The organism is Rathayibacter sp. AY1E3 (assembly GCF_002932235.1).
In the GTDB taxonomy this organism is placed as follows: Bacteria; Actinomycetota; Actinomycetes; order Actinomycetales; family Microbacteriaceae; genus Rathayibacter.
Genome location: NZ_PSVN01000011.1, coordinates 42,502 through 57,400 on the forward strand (window position 1 = coordinate 42,502; position 14,899 = coordinate 57,400).

The following is a 14,899-nucleotide window of genomic DNA, read 5'->3' on the forward strand; positions in this document are numbered from 1 at the left end:
CTACTCCTTCGTGGTGGCGCCGGCGATCCCGGCGTCGAGGGCGAGGCCGGAGATCCCGGCGTCGAGGGGGTCGTGGTCGAGGACGCTGTCGAGGGTGTGGCCCATGCGGTCGCGCTTGGTCTCGAGGTAGCCCTCGTTGAAGGCGCCGACTCCGACGACGAGCGGCACGCGCTCGGCGACGACGATGCCGCGGTCGGTGAGCTGGCGGACCTTCTCGGGGTTGTTGGTGAGCAGGCGCACCTCGGTGAGGCCGAGGTCCTCGAGGATCCCGACCGCCGCTCCGTAGTCCCGCGCGTCGGCGGGGAGCCCGAGGGCGAGGTTCGCGTCGAGGGTGTCGAGGCCGTCCTCCTGCAGGCGGTAGGCGCGCAGCTTGTTGATCAGGCCGATGCCCCGGCCCTCGTGACCGCGGAGGTAGACGACGACGCCGCCGTCCCGCTGGATCGTGTCGAGGGCGGCGTCGAGCTGGGGCCCGCACTCGCACTTCAGCGAGCCGAACGCCTCGCCGGTCAGGCACTCGGAGTGCACGCGCACCAGGGCGGGCCGCCCCGCGGCGACCTCTCCCGCGAGGATCGCGACGTGATCCGCTCCGGTCTGCCGGTCGCGGTAGGCGCGGATCCGGAACGGGCCGTGGGTGGTCGGCACCGTGGTCTCGACCTCGAAGCTCACCCGCGCGCTCTCCGGAACCGCGACCGTGACGGGCACCTCCGCGTCGCAGTGGAACTCCTGCAGGTACGCGATGAGGGCCGCGACCGTGGTCACCGGCACGCCCTCGCGCTCGCCCAAGGCGATCAGGCCGGGCAGCCGCATCATCTCGCCGTCCTCGGCGACGATCTCGGAGATCGCGCCCACGGGGTACAGGCCGGCGAGCTTCATCAGGTCGACCGCCGCCTCCGTGTGCCCGTCGCGCTCGCGCACGCCGCCGTCGACGGCGCGCAGCGGCAGGATGTGGCCGGGGCGGTTCAGGCGGGAGGGGGTCGCCCCGGGGTCGGCCAGCACGCGGAGGGTGTGCGCGCGGTCGGAGGCGCTGATGCCGGTGGAGAGCCGGTCGGCCGCGTCGACGGACAGCGTGTAGGCGGTGCCGCGCGGGTCCTCGTTCTCGACCACCATCAGCGGCAGGGCGAGGCGGTCGGCGATCTCGTTGGTCATCGGCGCGCAGATGAACCCGGAGGAGTGGCGGACCATCCAGGCGATCGTCTCCTGGCTGGCGAGCTGGGCCGAGACGATGACGTCGCCCTCGTTCTCGCGGCCCTCGTCGTCCGCGACGATGATCGGGCGCCCGGCGCGCAGCGCCTCGACGGCCTCGGGGATGGTGGCGAGGCTCATGAGCGGGCCTCCGCGATCGAGCGCAGCGCGAGCATCCGCTCGACGTGGCGGGCCAGGACGTCGGTCTCGATGTTGACCTGATCGCCGATCGCGCGCGCGCCCAGCGTGGTGACGGCGAGCGTCTCGGGGATCAGCGAGACCTCGAACCACTGCTCCGGCTCGGCGGCGGGGCTGATCGCCGAGACGGTCAGCGAGACGCCGTCCACCGCGATCGAGCCCTTGTCGACGACGAGCGGAGCGATGCCGGTCGGCAGCGAGAACCGCAGCACCCGCCAGGCCTCGCCCGGTGCGATCGCGAGCAGCGTCGCCGTGCCGTCGATGTGGCCCTGGACGATGTGGCCGCCGAGCCGGTCGCCGACCAGCGCGGCGCGCTCGAGGTTCACAGGGTCGCCGACGCCCACGGTGTCGAGGGTCGACATCCGCAGGGTCTGCGCCATGACATCGGCGGTGAAGCCCTGGTCGGTGTGGTCGACCACGGTGAGGCAGACGCCCGAGACCGCGATCGAGTCGCCGTGCCGCACGCCCTCGACGGCGAGGGGCCCGCGGATGCTGAGGCGGATCGCGTCGGCGCCCGCCTCGACAGCGGTCACGACGCCCTTCTCCTCGATGATTCCGGTGAACATCAGTGGGTCTCCATCTGCAGGGCGTGGGGGAGGCGGGCCGGGGTGCCGGCACCGCCCGCGGGGAGGACGTCGGGGCGCGCGGTCACGAGGAGGTCGTCGCCGAGGATCTCGACCGAGCGGAGGGAGAGGCGCCGGGCCCCGCCGATGCTCTCCACGCCGAGGTCGCCGAGCGCGAGGCGGGGGCCGCCGAGGAGCGCGGGCGCGAGGAACACGAGGTACTCGTCGACCAGTCCGGCGGCGACGAGCGCGGAGGCGAGGGTCGGTCCGGCCTCGACGTAGACGCTGCGGATCTCGGCGGAGTAGAGGTGCGCGAGGACCGCGGCGAGGTCGCGGGTGCGCTCGACCACGACGGCGCGGGGGTGCTCGTGCAGGCGGGCGCCCGGCGGCACGGGGCGCGTGCCGACGACGACGGGCACCGGCTGGTGGGCGAGGAGCTCGCCTCCGTCGCCGCGGGCGGTGAGCGCGGGATCGTCGGCGAGGACGGTCCCGGTGCCGACGAGGATCGCGTCGTGCGCGGCACGCTGCTCGTGCACGCGCTGCCGGGCCGCCGCTCCGGTGATCCAGCGGCTGCTGCCGTCCGCCGCCGCGGTGCGGCCGTCGAGGGTCGAGGCCCACTTGAGCGTGACGAAGGGGCGGTGCAGGCGGGTCGCGGTGAGCCACGGGTGGAGGAACTGCTCTCCCTCCTCGGCGAGCACGCCCTCGATCACCTCGACGCCGGCCTCGCGGAGGGTGCGACCGCCGCCGGCCGAGCGCTCGCCCGGGTCCGGCACGGCGTAGACGACGCGGGAGACGCCCGCCTCGATCAGGGCGCCGCTGCAGGGACCCGTGCGCCCTGTGTGGTCGCACGGCTCGAGCGAGACGACGGCCGTCGCGCCCTCGGCGGCGCCCGCCGCGACGTGCGACAGGGCGTCGACCTCGGCGTGCGCGGTGCCGGCTCCGTGGTGCCAGCCCTCGCCGAGGACGGTGCCGTAGGGCGCGAGGATCACGCAGCCCACGCGCGGGTTGGGTCCGCGGGCGGGCCCGCGCTCGGCGAGCGCCAGCGCCCGGCGCATCGCGTGCTCGTAGTCGATCGTCATTCCCGGTTCTTCCGTTCGTCGCCGAACTCCGGGGTCTCGATCGACGGTGCGCGGGCACCGTCGCTCAGCATCGCGCGGTGATGCGCGACGCTCGTGCTGCCTCTCCTCCGGACTTTCACCGTCGGTCCTGGAGTTCCACCAGGTCAACCGCCGCCCCTCTCGAGGGGCTGCGGCTCGCGGACTGTGACCGCCGGTTCGGAATTCCCACCGACCCCGGAGCACGTGCTGTCCGGTCAGCCTACTCACCCGCCGCCCGGAGGGAGCCTCCGCGCGTCACACTCCCGGCGCACGGTCGGCTCCGTGCGTCCCGGAGCCCGTCGGCGCTGCGGTCGCCCGTCGTCTCCGCACGGTGGACGGCCGCGCTGCGTCCCCTCCGTCGATCACTCTTCGTTTGCCGTAGATGTCGGTTGCATCCCAAATTGGATAGTCCGATCGTTCGACTCCGGTTGGCGTATACCGGCCGGGCTGGTCAGACACGGAATGTCCTCCACCGGCGACGGAGATTTTCGCCGCTCAATGGCGCGACGAGAATCTCCGTCGATCGAGGCTCCGAGGTCAGCTCTCCCGCTCCTCCGCGCGCATGCGCCTCCTAGCGCGTCGAGCTACCTCCACGGTAAAAGCAGTGAGGACCAGTCCCGTTCCAGGCCCGACGAAGGGCGTGAGAGCGGCGCGTGCATCGGTGAACCAGAACAGAAGCAATAGAACCGCTGTACCGCCGAACAGCAGAAGCGCCAATCCTCCAAGGATGGGATTGCGCAATTCTCGGCGCATCGCCCGACTGAGATCGTGATCAGAGGCCATTGAATCTCCTTCGCTGTTCTTCGCGCGCTCTAACAGCGCTGGATGACCGGGTGCAGAGAGCCACCTATAGTGAGGTAGCGTGCGCCGAGGCACTGGCCAGAGTTGTTCGCTTGAACTGCGGCGACGTGGAATACGGCGCCGTAAGCGCCGCACACCGCTCCGAGGGGGGCGAATGCGGCCGTCATTGATCCGCACAGTAATCCTGCCGCTGCTGCGGTAGATTGCGACGCGGTTTTCGTCTCGGTTCTGTTAAGCATGATTGTACAGAATGCGATGTCACAGGCGAGGCTGGGGTCGGCGACCACGGGATAGGATGCGCCCGTGTGATGCACTCTCTGCACCAGCGTGCCGCCGTCGATCGAGAAACTGGTCCTGACAGGAGCGCCGGTGGAATCTGAGGCCCAGGCCGGATTTATGAAGTTGACGGTCCGTCAGTGTGAATCCTTCACCGCAACCGAGTGGTCGATGAACTCAAGGATGGCGGGTTCTCCATCCACGGTCACGTCGAATCTGTAATCAGATGGGGCTGCCTGGTCCTTGATGAGAGCAAAGCCCGCATTGAGAACATGGCCTGCCCCTGTGAACGCGTAATCGTAGGAGTCGCTCATGTTGTAGACGAGCGCGCCTGAAGGCCCGACGCTCGCCGATCGGACAGCGGTTCCTGGAGTGATGACGACGCTGTGGTTCCTGTATTCGACCGTGAGGCCGGACTTCGTCGAGAGGGAGCCGCTCGGCTCCAGGTGCTCTGATTCGGAGCTTAGTCGAGCGGCGCGTTCACTGGAGGCGGCGATAGGCGTGAGCAAGCCGAAAGATTGCATTGTCGATTCTGCTGTTCGGGTCGCTGTGGCGACTCCCGGATCGGCCGTCGCAGGTGTCGCGACCAGTGAAGTGAAAGCAAGTACGGTGCCCATGAGCAGCGCTCGAACCGATCTTCTGGTGCCTGGCAAGAACATCTCTTTCTCTCAACGTCATCTTTGACACCAGTCACAATTGCAGGGTTATCGCAGATCATCAATGATCGGGCGGGTTCCAGAAGTCCGATGGCGCGTTCGGAGGACCATTCGCCTAATGGTGTCCTCGGCGGGTCGCTCTCGTCGAGTCCCGCGCGACGGAGGGCGCTCGGTTCAGTTCCGGTGCTCGTCCACCCAGCGCGGGAACGGGTCCGCGTACTCCGCCCAGGCGGCGGGGCCGGCCAGCAGCTCCTCGGGGGTGAGCAGGCAGCTCTGCAGGACGGCGGTCAGCCTCCCGGTGTCCAGGCCCGTCCCGAAGAAGGCGAGCTCCTGGCCGAGAGGCGCGTCCTCGTCCCAGCTGAGCAGGCTGGTCGGGTCCAGCGTCAGCACGTCGCCGGCGACCGACCACGAGCCGACCCGGTCGGCGCGCGTCGCCAGGCGCACCAGGCCGCGGGAGCGGAGGATGCGGCCCACCTTCTCCGCCACCAGCTCCCCGTGGACCGCCGTGCTCAGGCGGCCGGGGTGGAAGGGCAGCGGATCGCGGAACACGAACTCCTCGACGGTCGTGCCCGAGGCGCGGCGCCGCGAGGTCCCGTTGAGGGCGCACTGCCAGCCCATCGAGGAGGCGATCGCGTGCGCGCGCCGGGGGTGGAGCCTCCGTGGCGCCGCCGGGAGCTCACCGGCGGGGACGAGGTCGGCGGAGGGGGCGAGCGCTCGCAGGATGTCGCGGACGAGCGCGGTCCGCTCGGGGTCGCTCTCGGAGAGGGGCTCGGCGAGGGCGATGAGGCTCGAGAACTCCAGGCGGGCGGCGAGGCGCTCCGCCGAGTCGAAGGAGGGGCCCGCGCCGCCGCAGAGCACGCGCAGGATCTCCTCCGTCGACGTCACGGCGACCACGTCGAGGATCGCGATGCGGGTGTCGGCGGGATGCCGCTGCGCGCAGAGGTGCTCGAGCACGAGTCCGATCTCGAGCGGGTCGGCCTGGCCATCGAGGGCGACGACCGTGTGACCGCGGTGGCCGTCGTCGGCGTCGGCCGCGAGGCGCCGGTGGAGCTCCTCGGCGAGAGCGGGACCGTCGGCGCCGGGCGGATCGACCTCGAAGGCGATCCGGGACTCGGGCCTGCCGGCGAGGAGCGCGGCGGTCCGCCCGGCGTCCCGGGGGTCGGTCGCGCTGACGAGGGTGACGGCGAGGACGGGGGGTGCGGGGTGCTGGGGCTCCATGGACCGCTACTCTATCGATAACAGTTCTCATTAACGACAGGAGCATCCGTGAAGGTCCGCAACTCCCTCAGGTCGATGAAGGCACAGCCCGGATCGCAGGTCGTCCGCCGCCGGGGCCGCGTCTTCGTGATCAACAAGCTGAACCCGCGCTTCAAGGCCCGTCAGGGCTGAGCGCCGACCGGAGGGTGCGAGCCCTCCCGCCGCGCACGGCCTCAGTGCTCGTCGTAGTGGCCGGAGTGAGCGGCGTGCTTGTGGCCGTCGTGGACGAAGTCGACGTGGTCGTCGTGCTGCACGGTCTCGTGCCCGCAGGCGTCGCCGTGCTCGTGGTCGGCGGTCGAGTGCTCGGCCTCCGACTCGTGCTCGTCGTAGTGGTCGCCGTGCAGGGCGTGGTGGTGCGTGCCGTGGACGTAGTCGACGTGGTCCTCGTGCTGCACGGCCGGGTGGCCGCAGCCCTCGCCGTGCTCGTGCTCGGTGACGGGGTGCTCGGCGTGGAGATCGGTGGTGCTCATTGTGCTGCCTTTCCGGATGCGGGGGCCGCGGACGCGACGGGCTCCATTCGACCAGATCCATAAACGCATTGCAATGGATGCGCCTAATCGAGAGCGATCATCGTTCCCGACAGGGACGGAGGTCACCCCTCCAGGGCGTGCCGGACAGCGTCGTCGACGATGTGCGTGACGTGGGTGTCGGCGACGGAGTAGTGCGCCTCGCGGCCCACGCGCTCGACCGCGACCAGCCCGGCGGTGCGGAGCATCCGAAGGTGCTGCGAGACCAGCGGCTGCGAGAGCCCGGTCACCTCGGCCAGCCGCCCGACCGTCGACGTCTCCTCGGCGAGGGCCCGGAGCAGGCGCAGCCGGGAGGAGGAGGACAGCACCTTGAAGAGCTCGGCGGCGGGTTCGAGGTCCTCGGTCATCTGCTCATGTAAGCAGAGGTGCATGCGCCGTGTCCGCGCGGCGCCCCGCGCGCCTCCGGCTACCCTCGGTGCGATGGACGAGGACAGGTACGGGCAGGACGTGCTCGCCGGCGACTGGCGCGCCCGCGGCAGGGTCGAGGTGGCGGTGGTCGAGGCCGAGCGCGATCTGGTGGTCGAGGAGGTCGCCTCCGGCTTCGTGGGTGCCGTGCTCGGCGTGGAGCTGCGGATGGTGCGGCTGGAGGACCGGTTCGGCAAGGTCCGCGTGTTCCCGCTGGGGCCCGGGTTCCTCCTCGAGGGGAAGCCCGTGTCGCTGAAGGCGCCCGGGCTGAAGCGCGACGCCGGCCTCGGTCGCGCGCGCTCCGCCTCCGGCTCCTTCCACGTCGCCGACGCGAAGGCGCGGGTCGCCCTGCCCAGCCGCATCTACGTCGAGGGCCGGCACGACGCCGAGCTGGTCGAGAAGGTCTGGGGCCACGACCTGCGGGTCGAGGGCGTCGTCGTCGAGTACATCGAGGGCGTCGACAACCTCGACGAGCTGGTGCGAGAGTTCCGGCCCGGTCCGGGGCGCCGCATCGGCGTGCTCGTCGACCACCTGGTGCGCGGCTCGAAGGAGTCGCGGATCGCCGAGCAGGTCGCCGCCGGTCCGCACGGCGCCCACGTCCTCGTCGTCGGCCACCCCTACATCGACGTCTGGCAGGCCGTGAAGCCCGGCCGGATCGGCCTGGAGCGCTGGCCCGAGATCCCTCGCGGAACCGAGTGGAAGCACGGGATCTGCGAGGCGCTCGGCTGGCCGCACGAGGAGCAGGCCGACATCGCGCGCGCCTGGCAGCGCATCCTCGGCCGGGTGCGCACCTTCCAGGACCTGGAGCCGGCGCTGCTGGGCCGGGTCGAGCAGCTCATCGACTTCGTGACGGAGCCCGCATGACCCGGCACGCGGGGCTCGGCCTCGCCCTCGACGCCGTGCTCGTCCTGGTCTTCGTGCTGATCGGCCGCGGGAGCCACGACGAGGGGTCGGCGCTGATCGGCCTGCTCACCACGCTCTGGCCGTTCCTGGCGGCGCTCCTGCTCGGCTGGGTCGTCACGCGCTCGTGGCGCTCCCCGGACCGGATCGTGCCCGCCGGGCTCGTCGTCTGGGCGGTGACCGTCGCGGGCGGGATGCTCCTGCGGATCGCCTCCGGGCAGGGCGTGCAGTGGAGCTTCGTGATCGTGACGGCCGTCGTGCTGGCCGTGTTCCTCCTCGGCCGCCGCGCTCTGACGCGGCTGATCGCCCGCCGGCGCTAGGCGGACCGGCGGCTCAGCCGACCCGCACCCCGAAGTGCTCCGCGAACAGCGGCAGCAGGAGGCTGAGCTGCAGCTCGGAGAGGGTGGCGCCGCGGAGGCCGTCCAGCCCGGTGAGCACGTGCAGCTCGGCGCCGCGCAGATCGAGGTGCTCGATCCGGGCCCGGGAGAGATCGAGGGAGCGGACGTCGCAGTCGACCAGGCGCAGCCGCGTGCCGGTCGCACCCGCCAGGTCGAGCTCGTCGATCGTGCAGCGCTCGAGCAGCACGTCGCGCACCGCGGCGCCGCGGAGGTTCAGGTAGCCGAGCTTGCAGTCGGCCACGCGCACCTGCTCCCAGGTGCTCTCGTAGAGCTCGGCCGAGCCCAGCCGCGAGGCGAGCAGCTCGACGGATCGGAGCCGGCTCCGCGGCGCCGAGAGCCCGGGGACGTCCAGCCGCTCGAGCCGCGACTCCGCGATCGACGCGGCCCGCAGCTGGGCGCCGTCCAGGACCACTCCCTCCAGCGCGCACTCGCTGAAGGAGGCCGCGGTGAGATCGGCGCCGGTGAGGTCGGTGCCGGCGAAGCGCAGCCCTTCGGCGTGCTCCCGGGCGCCCGTGTCCCCGGCGTACCCCTCGGCGAGGCCGTCGAGGAGGAGGGGGTCGAGCCGGAAAGGAGCGGTCGCGTCGCGCACGCGGCGAGCCTAGTGCTGGCACCATGGCGGCATGCCCCGCCTGCTCGCCGTGTGCCGCGTCGCCCGCCTCCTGCCCGACTCCGGCACGGTCGGCGTGACCGCGATCGACAAGCGGCCGGTCGAGGGTCCCGTCGGAGTGCGCGACCTGGGCCTCTACGGCGACGTGCAGGCCGATCGCGCGCACCACGGCGGCCTCGACAAGGCGCTCTACGCCTACTCCGACGAGGACGCGCTTTGGTGGGCGGAGCGCCTGGGGCGGCCGGTTGCCGCGGGGATGTTCGGCGAGAACCTGCGGATCGCGGGCCTCGACGTGAGCGGAGCCGCGATCGGCGAGCGCTGGCGGATCGGCGAGGCGGTCGAGGTCGAGGTGACGATGCCGCGGACGCCGTGCGCGACGTTCCAGCGGGCCCTCGGAGAGCCGCAGTGGGTGAAGCGCTTCGCCGACGAGGGGCGCACCGGCGCGTACCTGCGGGTGCTGCACCGCGGATCGGTGGAGGCGGGCGACGCCGTCGAGGTCCTGAGCCGGCCCGGGCACGGCGTCCCGGTCGACCGCTGGTACCGCGAGCACAGCCCGGCGGACGCGCAGGCGCTCCTCGAAGCGGAGGAGGCGGGTGCGCTCCGGCCGGCTCCGGCGCTGCGGGCGTCGATCGAGCGGGCGCTCGCCTGACCCGGTCTACTCCCCGCGCGCCTCGCGCTTGAGGCGGCGCTTGACCGCTCGCTCCGTGAGCACCGTCAGGTAGTCCTGCACGGGCCGGTCCTGCAGGTCCGCGAGCTCCTCGCGCACGAGCGGCGCGACCTGCTCCTCGGAGTGGTCGGGGAACTTCTTGCGCACGTTCGCGGTCACGTCGCGCACCACCTGGTCGAGATCGAAGTCGGTCGTCATGCGGAGATCCTGGCCCCTCCAGGTGAACAGGAGGGGCACGGAGCCCACGGCCCCGCGCCCCTCCTCCGTGCCGATGGTCAGCTCGCGGCGACGGCGATCTCGTTCGGTGTGACGTCGAGCTCGCCCGTGGCGACGACCTCTCCCGTGGTGAGGTCGACGGCGTGGATGCTGTCGGCGGCAGGGTCGGTCACGTAGGCGATGTCCCCGGCGACCGTGATAGCGGGGTGCGGGTCCTGCCACTCGACCGGGCTCTCCCAGGCGTCGACGACGGGGTAGGAGGCGGTCAGCTCGCCGGTCTCGGGGTCGAGCACGTGGATAGCGCCGTCCGAGGCGATCATGTACGCCAGATCGTCGGGGCCGCGGGCGACGCCGCGGAAGGTGTACTCGACGCCCTCGGGCAGGTCGACGACGTCGAGGGTCTTCGCCTCGGTGTCGATCAGCGCCACGCGGTGCAGGAGGTAGCCCTCGGCGTCGCGGTCGTCCTTGTAGTCGCCGACGATGATCGGGCTGGTCTCGCTGACCCAGGCGTTGCCCATGCGGCCGTACGGCTGGTCCGGCGCCTCGAGCTTCGTGATCTCGCCGCCGTCGTAGACCAGGGCGCCGTTCTCGCAGCCGAAGACGACGACCTCGTTCTCGGCCGTGCCCTCTCCGTGGACACCGGGGCACTGGTCGTTCGTGGCCGTCACGGCGCCGGAGGCGTCGCGCACCTCGATGCCGGTGCGCCCGTCGGCGTCACCGACCGTGGTGAGGAAGGTGCCGTCCTCGAGGACGATCGAGACGCCGTGGTGCGCCTCGACTCCCGGGATGGTCTCGGTCTCGGGCATCCCGTCCGAGGACGCCAGGTCGGCGGTCTCGAGGACGGTCGTGTCGCTCGTGCCGTCGGCATAGAGGACGGTCTTCCCGGCGTGCCGGACGACGTGGCCCGGAGTGTCCGCGGGGAAGACGATGTCCGTCAGCTCCGGCTCGCCGCCGGTGCCGGCGGCGGTGTCGAGGAGCTGGAACCCCTCGCTCATGGTGACCAGGACGTGGCGGTCGTCGCCGGCGGGGTTGAGGCGGGTGAACTCCTCGGAGTCCAGGTCCGCGACGGTCTCGAGGGTCTCGCCGTCGAGGACGAGGATGCCGCCCTCGTAGGCGACGGCGACGCGGGCGCCGGCGGCCGCCGCGGCCTCGGTGGCCGGCGCGGTGGACGCGGAGGACTCGGCGGCCGGGGTCGAGCTCGACGAGCAGGCCGCGAGGACCGTGATCGAGCAGGCGGCGATCAGGCCGAGGCCCGCCCGCCGGACGTGGGGATTCTGCATGGGTGCTTCTTCTTCCTGGTGGTGGATCGGAGGGCTCACGGGGAGAGCCCGGTGGCGATGCGCTGCGTGTTGACGCGCATCATGGCGAGGTAGTCGGGAGCGCCGCCCTCGGGCCCCGTCAGGGACTCCGTGAACAGCTCGACCACCTCCACGCGGATGTCGGCCTCGCTCGCCAGCGCCTGGACCAGGCGGTCGGGAGACGAGGACTCCGCGAAGATCGTGGGGACGCCGGTCTGCTCGACCGCGTCGACGAGATCGGCGAGGTCGGAGGCGGACGGCGCCGCGAGGGTCGTGCCTCCCGGGATGACGGCGCCGACGACGTCGAAGTCGAAGCGGTCGGCGAGGTACCCGAAGACGTGGTGGTTGGTGACGAGGGCGCGGCGCTCGGCGGGGATCGCGGCGAACGCCGCGGCCATCTCGGAGTCGAGCCGCTCGAGCTCGGCGCGGTAGCCGGCCGTCCGGTCCCGGACGGCGGCCGGATCGACGCCGTCGAGCGCGGCGAGCACGGGCCCGAGGGAGTCGACGACGTCGATCATCCGGCCGGGGTCCGTCCAGAAGTGCGAGTCCGGGCTCCCCTCCGCGTCGCCCTCGCTGTAGTCGAGGACGTCAACGGCGTCGCCGGCGACGAACGCGGGGACGTCCTCACCGGAGGCCTCGTCGAGGTGCTGCTGCAGGCCCTCCTCGAGTCCGAGGCCGTTCGAGACGACGAGGTCGGCGGAGCGCAGGCGCGCCGCCTCCTGCGCCGAGATCTCGAAGGAGTGCGGGTCGGCGTCGGGCTTCATCAGCGTGACGACCTGCGCCTCGTCGCCGACGAGCTCGCCAACGACGTCGCCGAGGATGTTGGTGGAGACGATGACGAGGGGCCTCTCGTCCTCCTCCGCGGACGTGCAGCCCGACAGGAGCAGGACCGCCGCGGCGGACGCGACGGCCCAGCGGCGCCTCATCGGCCCGTCTCCGCCGTGAAGGCCGGCTCGGTGGCGGTCTCGAAGGTGCGGGCGAGGCGCGCGCCGTCCGCGTAGTCGATCTCGTGCAGCTTCCGCTCGGCGGGCGCGCTGAGGTAGGCCCGCTGCTGGTCGGCGATCAGGACGGGCCGCGAGCCGTCCGCGGTCGTGTCCGCGACGAGGGGCGCGGTCTCGGCGAGGACCGCACCGTCGGAGCCGTCGAGCACCAGCACGCGGCCGTCGGCGGCGAGGGCGAGGACGGTCTCGTCCGCGTCGTCCACCGCGGTGACCTGCGCCAGCGGGGCGGGAGAGGGGAGGAGGCTCCAGGAGCGCTCCCGGGTGTCGAGGAGCCAGATGCCCGCGTCCCCGGCGAGGCCGGCGACCGTGGGGCGGCCCTCGCGGTTGTCGAAGGAGGCGGCGGGTGGCGCGGTGGTGCCGGCGGGGTAGGGGATCCGCTCGACGATGAGCTCCTCGTCCTCGATCGACGCCAGGAGTGCGCCGTCGGAGCAGCCGATGACGGCGCCGACGCGGGTGGTGATCGTCCCGGCGGGGTCGGGGCAGGCCTCGCGGAGGCCCGTCGGCTCGCCGTCCGAGTCGTAGCCGGCGACGGCCGCTCCGGATCCGGACCCCTCGGTCACCAGAGCGGACGAGCCGACGGGCACGACCATCCCGGGTCCGGGCTCGACGTCCTTCCGGAACCGCTCGACGATCGCCCCCTTCGACAGCGCCTCGGTGTCGAGGAGGACCGCCTCGCCGGAGTCGGGGAAGAAGAGTCCGGTTCCGCCGGTGGTCGAGAGGTTCGTCGTGGCGACGACGGCCGTCCCGGAGCCCTCGACCGTGCCGATCAGGCGGGGGTCCGCGCGGTAGTAGTGGAAGTGGTCCACGTGGTCCCAGGTCCACACGCCGCTGTCGACGATCTCGACGCCCGCATCGGTCTGGGCGAAGAGGTAGCGGCCGTCGGTCGTCATCGCGCTCGGTGCGCCGATGGTGCCGAGGCCGGTGACCGTCTCGTCGAGGAGGTCGAGGTGCGACACGGCGCCCGACGGGTCGATCGACGTCAGCCCCAGGCGCGGCTCGGCGAGCTCGGCGGCGTTCGCGACGGCGCCGTGGCCGGAGCCCGTGTCGTCCGCGGCCGGCGCGGAGGCATCGGTCGAGCAGGCGGCCAGGCCCAGCGCGAGAGCGCCCAGGAGGACGGTGGAGGCGGTGGTTCGGGAGTGCACGGAGTCCTTTCGAGGGTGAGCGGGGGAGGAGCGGTGCCGGCAGGGCCTCATGCGGCGACCGGCTGAGGGCCCGACCGGGACGCGAGGGCCGACGCGGCCGAGCGGACCGCCCAGGACACCGCGGCGACCGCGATGGCCGTGCCGGCGACCGAGGCGCCCGCGGCCGTGGCCGCGTGCCAGGAGACGAGCAGGCCGACGAGCACGGAGGCCGCGCCGAGGATCGACGCGAGCAGCATCCGGGTCGGGATGCGCGTGGTCCAGTGACCGGCGGCCACCGCGGGAGCCAGCAGGAGCCCGACGACGAGGAGCGAGCCGACCGCCTGGTAGGAGGCGACGACGGCGAGGGTCACCAGGCCGACCAGCGCGGCCTGAGCCGAGCGCGGACCGAGGCCGAGCACCGCGGCGATGCGCGGATCCAGCGCCAGGGCGACGAGCGGGCGGTGGAAGGCCGCTGCGACGAGGAGGCCGACTCCGGCGGCGGCGGCGAGCAGCCCGATGTCGACGGGAGTGATCGCGAGGATGTCGCCGAAGAGGATCGAGGTCGCGTCCGTGGCGAAGCTGCCCGAGTGCGAGATCACGATGACCCCCAGCGCCAGCATGGCGACGAAGAGCAGGCCGATGCTGGTGTCGTAGGACAGTCGTCCGCGCCGCTGCAGGGCCGCGATGCCGAGGCTCATCAGCACCGCGCTGGCTGCGCCGCCCACGAGGACGGGCGCGCCGAGCACCGTCGCGAGGGCGACGCCGGGGAGCATCCCGTGGGCGAGCGCCTCGCCGAGGAAGGCCATCCCGCGGAGGACCACCCAGGTGCCGACGACGCCGCAGAGGACCGCGACGAGGACGCCGCCGAGGAGGGCGCGCTGGAGGAAGTCGAGAGCGAACGGCTCGAGGATTCCGGCGAGGAGGCTGAGCATGGTGCCCGACCGTACACGATAATGAGAACAGTTATCACTGCTGTACGCTCGTCGGGATGGACGTCTCACCCCCGCCCGAGCCCCCGGTCCGCCTCCGAGGCGCTCACGTCGACTTCGGCTCCCGCCGCGCTCTCGCGGGGGTCGATCTCGACGTCGCCGCGCGCTCGCTGACCGTGATCGCCGGGCCGAACGGCGCCGGCAAGTCGACGCTCCTGGAGGTGATCGCGGGAGTGCGTCCACTGACGTCCGGCACGCGGGACGTCACCGGAGCGATCGCCTTCGTGCCGCAGCGGGCGTCGATCCCGGACCGCCTCCCGGTGACGGTGCGCGACGTGGTCGCGGTGGGCACCTGGGGTCGGCTCGGCCGCCTCCGCCGCAGCGACGCGCGCGCGGCGGACGCGATCGCCACCGCGCTCGAGCGGATGGAGATCGCCGCGCTCGCCCGGGAGCCCTTCGCGGTGCTCTCCGGCGGTCAGCGGCAGCGGGCGCTCCTCGCCCAGGGGCTCGCCCGCGGGGCCGGCCTGCTGCTCCTGGACGAGCCCACCACCGGCCTCGACTCGGCGAGTGCGGAGCGGATCCGGTCGGTCCTGCGCGCGGAGGCGGACCGCGGCGCGACGGTGGTCTGCGTCTCGCACGACCCCGCCGTGCTGGCCGACGCCGACCGCGTCGTCCGACTCGTCGACGGGGCCCTCGCTCCGGCGGACCGATCCGTCACCCGCGGCCCGTGAGGCGGGGGCGCACGGGCCGTCCGTGACGGATCGCACCCGAGCGACGGGCCGCGGGCTGGGAGGATGGGG

19 protein-coding genes and 1 riboswitch are annotated in these 14,899 nt (G+C 72.5%); of the genes, 5 read left to right on the forward strand and 14 right to left on the reverse strand.

Going from position 1 to position 14,899, the window contains the following annotated elements:
- The 6 genes from ribA to C5C53_RS10765 all read right to left on the reverse strand — a co-directional run bounded on the left by ribA (position 1) and on the right by C5C53_RS10765 (position 5,991).
- Positions 1-1,323, reverse strand: a complete 1,323-nt coding sequence (gene ribA, locus C5C53_RS10745; RefSeq protein WP_104267517.1) for a GTP cyclohydrolase II — start codon at positions 1,321-1,323, stop codon at positions 1-3.
- Positions 1,320-1,946, reverse strand: coding sequence for a riboflavin synthase (locus C5C53_RS10750; protein ID WP_104267518.1), 627 nt, complete (start codon positions 1,944-1,946; stop codon positions 1,320-1,322). Before C5C53_RS10750 ends, ribA begins: the two co-directional genes overlap by 4 nt.
- The gene (gene ribD / locus C5C53_RS10755; protein WP_258075409.1) at positions 1,946-3,022 is read right to left on the reverse strand and encodes a bifunctional diaminohydroxyphosphoribosylaminopyrimidine deaminase/5-amino-6-(5-phosphoribosylamino)uracil reductase RibD; all 1,077 of its coding nucleotides are present in this window, start codon (positions 3,020-3,022) and stop codon (positions 1,946-1,948) included. Before ribD ends, C5C53_RS10750 begins: the two co-directional genes overlap by 1 nt.
- Positions 3,023-3,113: 91 nt before the next feature.
- Positions 3,114-3,246, reverse strand: a riboswitch (FMN riboswitch).
- A gap of 331 nt (positions 3,247-3,577) precedes the next feature.
- The gene (locus C5C53_RS16800) at positions 3,578-3,823 is read right to left on the reverse strand and encodes a hypothetical protein (RefSeq protein WP_146084666.1); all 246 of its coding nucleotides are present in this window, start codon (positions 3,821-3,823) and stop codon (positions 3,578-3,580) included.
- Positions 3,824-4,254: 431 nt separating this feature from the next.
- On the reverse strand, positions 4,255-4,734 hold the full coding sequence (locus C5C53_RS10760; RefSeq protein WP_146084667.1) for a hypothetical protein: 480 nt from the start codon (positions 4,732-4,734) through the stop codon (positions 4,255-4,257).
- A gap of 213 nt (positions 4,735-4,947) precedes the next feature.
- Positions 4,948-5,991 carry a GTP-binding protein gene (locus tag C5C53_RS10765; protein ID WP_104267520.1) on the reverse strand — a complete coding sequence of 348 codons (1,044 nt, stop codon included), beginning with the start codon at positions 5,989-5,991 and terminating at the stop codon, positions 4,948-4,950.
- 48 nt (positions 5,992-6,039) lie between these two features.
- Here C5C53_RS10765 and ykgO point away from each other — a divergent pair, with 48 nt between their 5' ends.
- The gene (gene ykgO, locus C5C53_RS10770) at positions 6,040-6,162 is read left to right on the forward strand and encodes a type B 50S ribosomal protein L36 (RefSeq protein ID WP_104226896.1); all 123 of its coding nucleotides are present in this window, start codon (positions 6,040-6,042) and stop codon (positions 6,160-6,162) included.
- Positions 6,163-6,203: 41 nt separating this feature from the next.
- Here ykgO and C5C53_RS17465 read toward each other — a convergent pair whose 3' ends face one another.
- Together C5C53_RS17465 and C5C53_RS10780 are read right to left on the reverse strand one after the other, a co-directional pair.
- Complete coding sequence (locus C5C53_RS17465; protein ID WP_104257641.1) at positions 6,204-6,500, reverse strand: hypothetical protein; 297 nt, start codon at positions 6,498-6,500, stop codon at positions 6,204-6,206.
- 122 nt (positions 6,501-6,622) lie between these two features.
- Positions 6,623-6,904: a helix-turn-helix transcriptional regulator gene (locus C5C53_RS10780; RefSeq protein WP_104222235.1), complete on the reverse strand. Its 282-nt coding sequence runs from the start codon at positions 6,902-6,904 to the stop codon at positions 6,623-6,625.
- 73 nt (positions 6,905-6,977) lie between these two features.
- Between C5C53_RS10780 and C5C53_RS10785 the strand changes: the two genes are divergently transcribed.
- Entirely contained in the window at positions 6,978-7,826 is an 849-nt protein-coding gene (locus C5C53_RS10785; protein WP_104226898.1) for a DUF3097 domain-containing protein, read from the forward strand.
- Positions 7,823-8,182, forward strand: coding sequence for a DUF3054 domain-containing protein (locus tag C5C53_RS10790; RefSeq protein ID WP_104233715.1), 360 nt, complete (start codon positions 7,823-7,825; stop codon positions 8,180-8,182). Before C5C53_RS10785 ends, C5C53_RS10790 begins: the two co-directional genes overlap by 4 nt.
- A 13-nt stretch (positions 8,183-8,195) precedes the next feature.
- Here C5C53_RS10790 and C5C53_RS10795 read toward each other — a convergent pair whose 3' ends face one another.
- Positions 8,196-8,849: a pentapeptide repeat-containing protein gene (locus tag C5C53_RS10795; protein WP_104267521.1), complete on the reverse strand. Its 654-nt coding sequence runs from the start codon at positions 8,847-8,849 to the stop codon at positions 8,196-8,198.
- Positions 8,850-8,880: 31 nt separating this feature from the next.
- On the opposite strand from C5C53_RS10795, the gene C5C53_RS10800 reads away from it, so the two are divergent.
- Entirely contained in the window at positions 8,881-9,516 is a 636-nt protein-coding gene (locus tag C5C53_RS10800) for an MOSC domain-containing protein (RefSeq protein ID WP_104267522.1), read from the forward strand.
- A 6-nt stretch (positions 9,517-9,522) separates the two neighbouring features.
- Here C5C53_RS10800 and C5C53_RS10805 read toward each other — a convergent pair whose 3' ends face one another.
- The 5 genes from C5C53_RS10805 to aztB all read right to left on the reverse strand — a co-directional run bounded on the left by C5C53_RS10805 (position 9,523) and on the right by aztB (position 14,102).
- Positions 9,523-9,732, reverse strand: coding sequence for a three-helix bundle dimerization domain-containing protein (locus tag C5C53_RS10805; protein WP_104262881.1), 210 nt, complete (start codon positions 9,730-9,732; stop codon positions 9,523-9,525).
- A gap of 77 nt (positions 9,733-9,809) precedes the next feature.
- Positions 9,810-11,030: a zinc metallochaperone AztD gene (gene aztD / locus C5C53_RS10810; RefSeq protein WP_104255825.1), complete on the reverse strand. Its 1,221-nt coding sequence runs from the start codon at positions 11,028-11,030 to the stop codon at positions 9,810-9,812.
- A gap of 35 nt (positions 11,031-11,065) precedes the next feature.
- Positions 11,066-11,974: a zinc ABC transporter substrate-binding protein AztC gene (gene aztC / locus C5C53_RS10815; protein WP_104267523.1), complete on the reverse strand. Its 909-nt coding sequence runs from the start codon at positions 11,972-11,974 to the stop codon at positions 11,066-11,068.
- Positions 11,971-13,191 (reverse strand): ABC transporter, encoded by a 1,221-nt coding sequence (locus tag C5C53_RS10820; RefSeq protein WP_104250618.1) that lies wholly within the window; start codon positions 13,189-13,191, stop codon positions 11,971-11,973. Before C5C53_RS10820 ends, aztC begins: the two co-directional genes overlap by 4 nt.
- 47 nt (positions 13,192-13,238) lie before the next feature.
- On the reverse strand, positions 13,239-14,102 hold the full coding sequence (gene aztB, locus C5C53_RS10825) for a zinc ABC transporter permease AztB (RefSeq protein WP_104233709.1): 864 nt from the start codon (positions 14,100-14,102) through the stop codon (positions 13,239-13,241).
- A gap of 56 nt (positions 14,103-14,158) precedes the next feature.
- On the opposite strand from aztB, the gene aztA reads away from it, so the two are divergent.
- Positions 14,159-14,830 carry a zinc ABC transporter ATP-binding protein AztA gene (gene aztA, locus C5C53_RS10830; RefSeq protein ID WP_104267524.1) on the forward strand — a complete coding sequence of 224 codons (672 nt, stop codon included), beginning with the start codon at positions 14,159-14,161 and terminating at the stop codon, positions 14,828-14,830.
- The last annotated feature ends 69 nt before the right edge of the window (positions 14,831-14,899 follow it).

What these genes read in the sequence shown, in the direction of transcription:
- ribD (WP_258075409.1), bottom strand. Translation starts at nt 3,022, where the DNA reads ATGACGATCGACTACGAGCACGCGATGCGCCGGGCGCTGGCGCTCGCC.
- ribA (WP_104267517.1), bottom strand. Translation starts at nt 1,323, where the DNA reads ATGAGCCTCGCCACCATCCCCGAGGCCGTCGAGGCGCTGCGCGCCGGG.
- C5C53_RS10750 (WP_104267518.1), bottom strand. Translation starts at nt 1,946, where the DNA reads ATGTTCACCGGAATCATCGAGGAGAAGGGCGTCGTGACCGCTGTCGAG.
- C5C53_RS10785 (WP_104226898.1), top strand. Translation starts at nt 6,978, where the DNA reads ATGGACGAGGACAGGTACGGGCAGGACGTGCTCGCCGGCGACTGGCGC.
- C5C53_RS10780 (WP_104222235.1), bottom strand. Translation starts at nt 6,904, where the DNA reads ATGACCGAGGACCTCGAACCCGCCGCCGAGCTCTTCAAGGTGCTGTCC.
- C5C53_RS16800 (WP_146084666.1), bottom strand. Translation starts at nt 3,823, where the DNA reads ATGGCCTCTGATCACGATCTCAGTCGGGCGATGCGCCGAGAATTGCGC.
- aztB (WP_104233709.1), bottom strand. Translation starts at nt 14,102, where the DNA reads ATGCTCAGCCTCCTCGCCGGAATCCTCGAGCCGTTCGCTCTCGACTTC.
- C5C53_RS10760 (WP_146084667.1), bottom strand. Translation starts at nt 4,734, where the DNA reads ATGGGCACCGTACTTGCTTTCACTTCACTGGTCGCGACACCTGCGACG.
- C5C53_RS10800 (WP_104267522.1), top strand. Translation starts at nt 8,881, where the DNA reads ATGCCCCGCCTGCTCGCCGTGTGCCGCGTCGCCCGCCTCCTGCCCGAC.
- aztD (WP_104255825.1), bottom strand. Translation starts at nt 11,030, where the DNA reads ATGCAGAATCCCCACGTCCGGCGGGCGGGCCTCGGCCTGATCGCCGCC.
- aztC (WP_104267523.1), bottom strand. Translation starts at nt 11,974, where the DNA reads ATGAGGCGCCGCTGGGCCGTCGCGTCCGCCGCGGCGGTCCTGCTCCTG.
- C5C53_RS10765 (WP_104267520.1), bottom strand. Translation starts at nt 5,991, where the DNA reads ATGGAGCCCCAGCACCCCGCACCCCCCGTCCTCGCCGTCACCCTCGTC.
- aztA (WP_104267524.1), top strand. Translation starts at nt 14,159, where the DNA reads ATGGACGTCTCACCCCCGCCCGAGCCCCCGGTCCGCCTCCGAGGCGCT.
- C5C53_RS10805 (WP_104262881.1), bottom strand. Translation starts at nt 9,732, where the DNA reads ATGACGACCGACTTCGATCTCGACCAGGTGGTGCGCGACGTGACCGCG.
- C5C53_RS17465 (WP_104257641.1), bottom strand. Translation starts at nt 6,500, where the DNA reads ATGAGCACCACCGATCTCCACGCCGAGCACCCCGTCACCGAGCACGAG.
- C5C53_RS10790 (WP_104233715.1), top strand. Translation starts at nt 7,823, where the DNA reads ATGACCCGGCACGCGGGGCTCGGCCTCGCCCTCGACGCCGTGCTCGTC.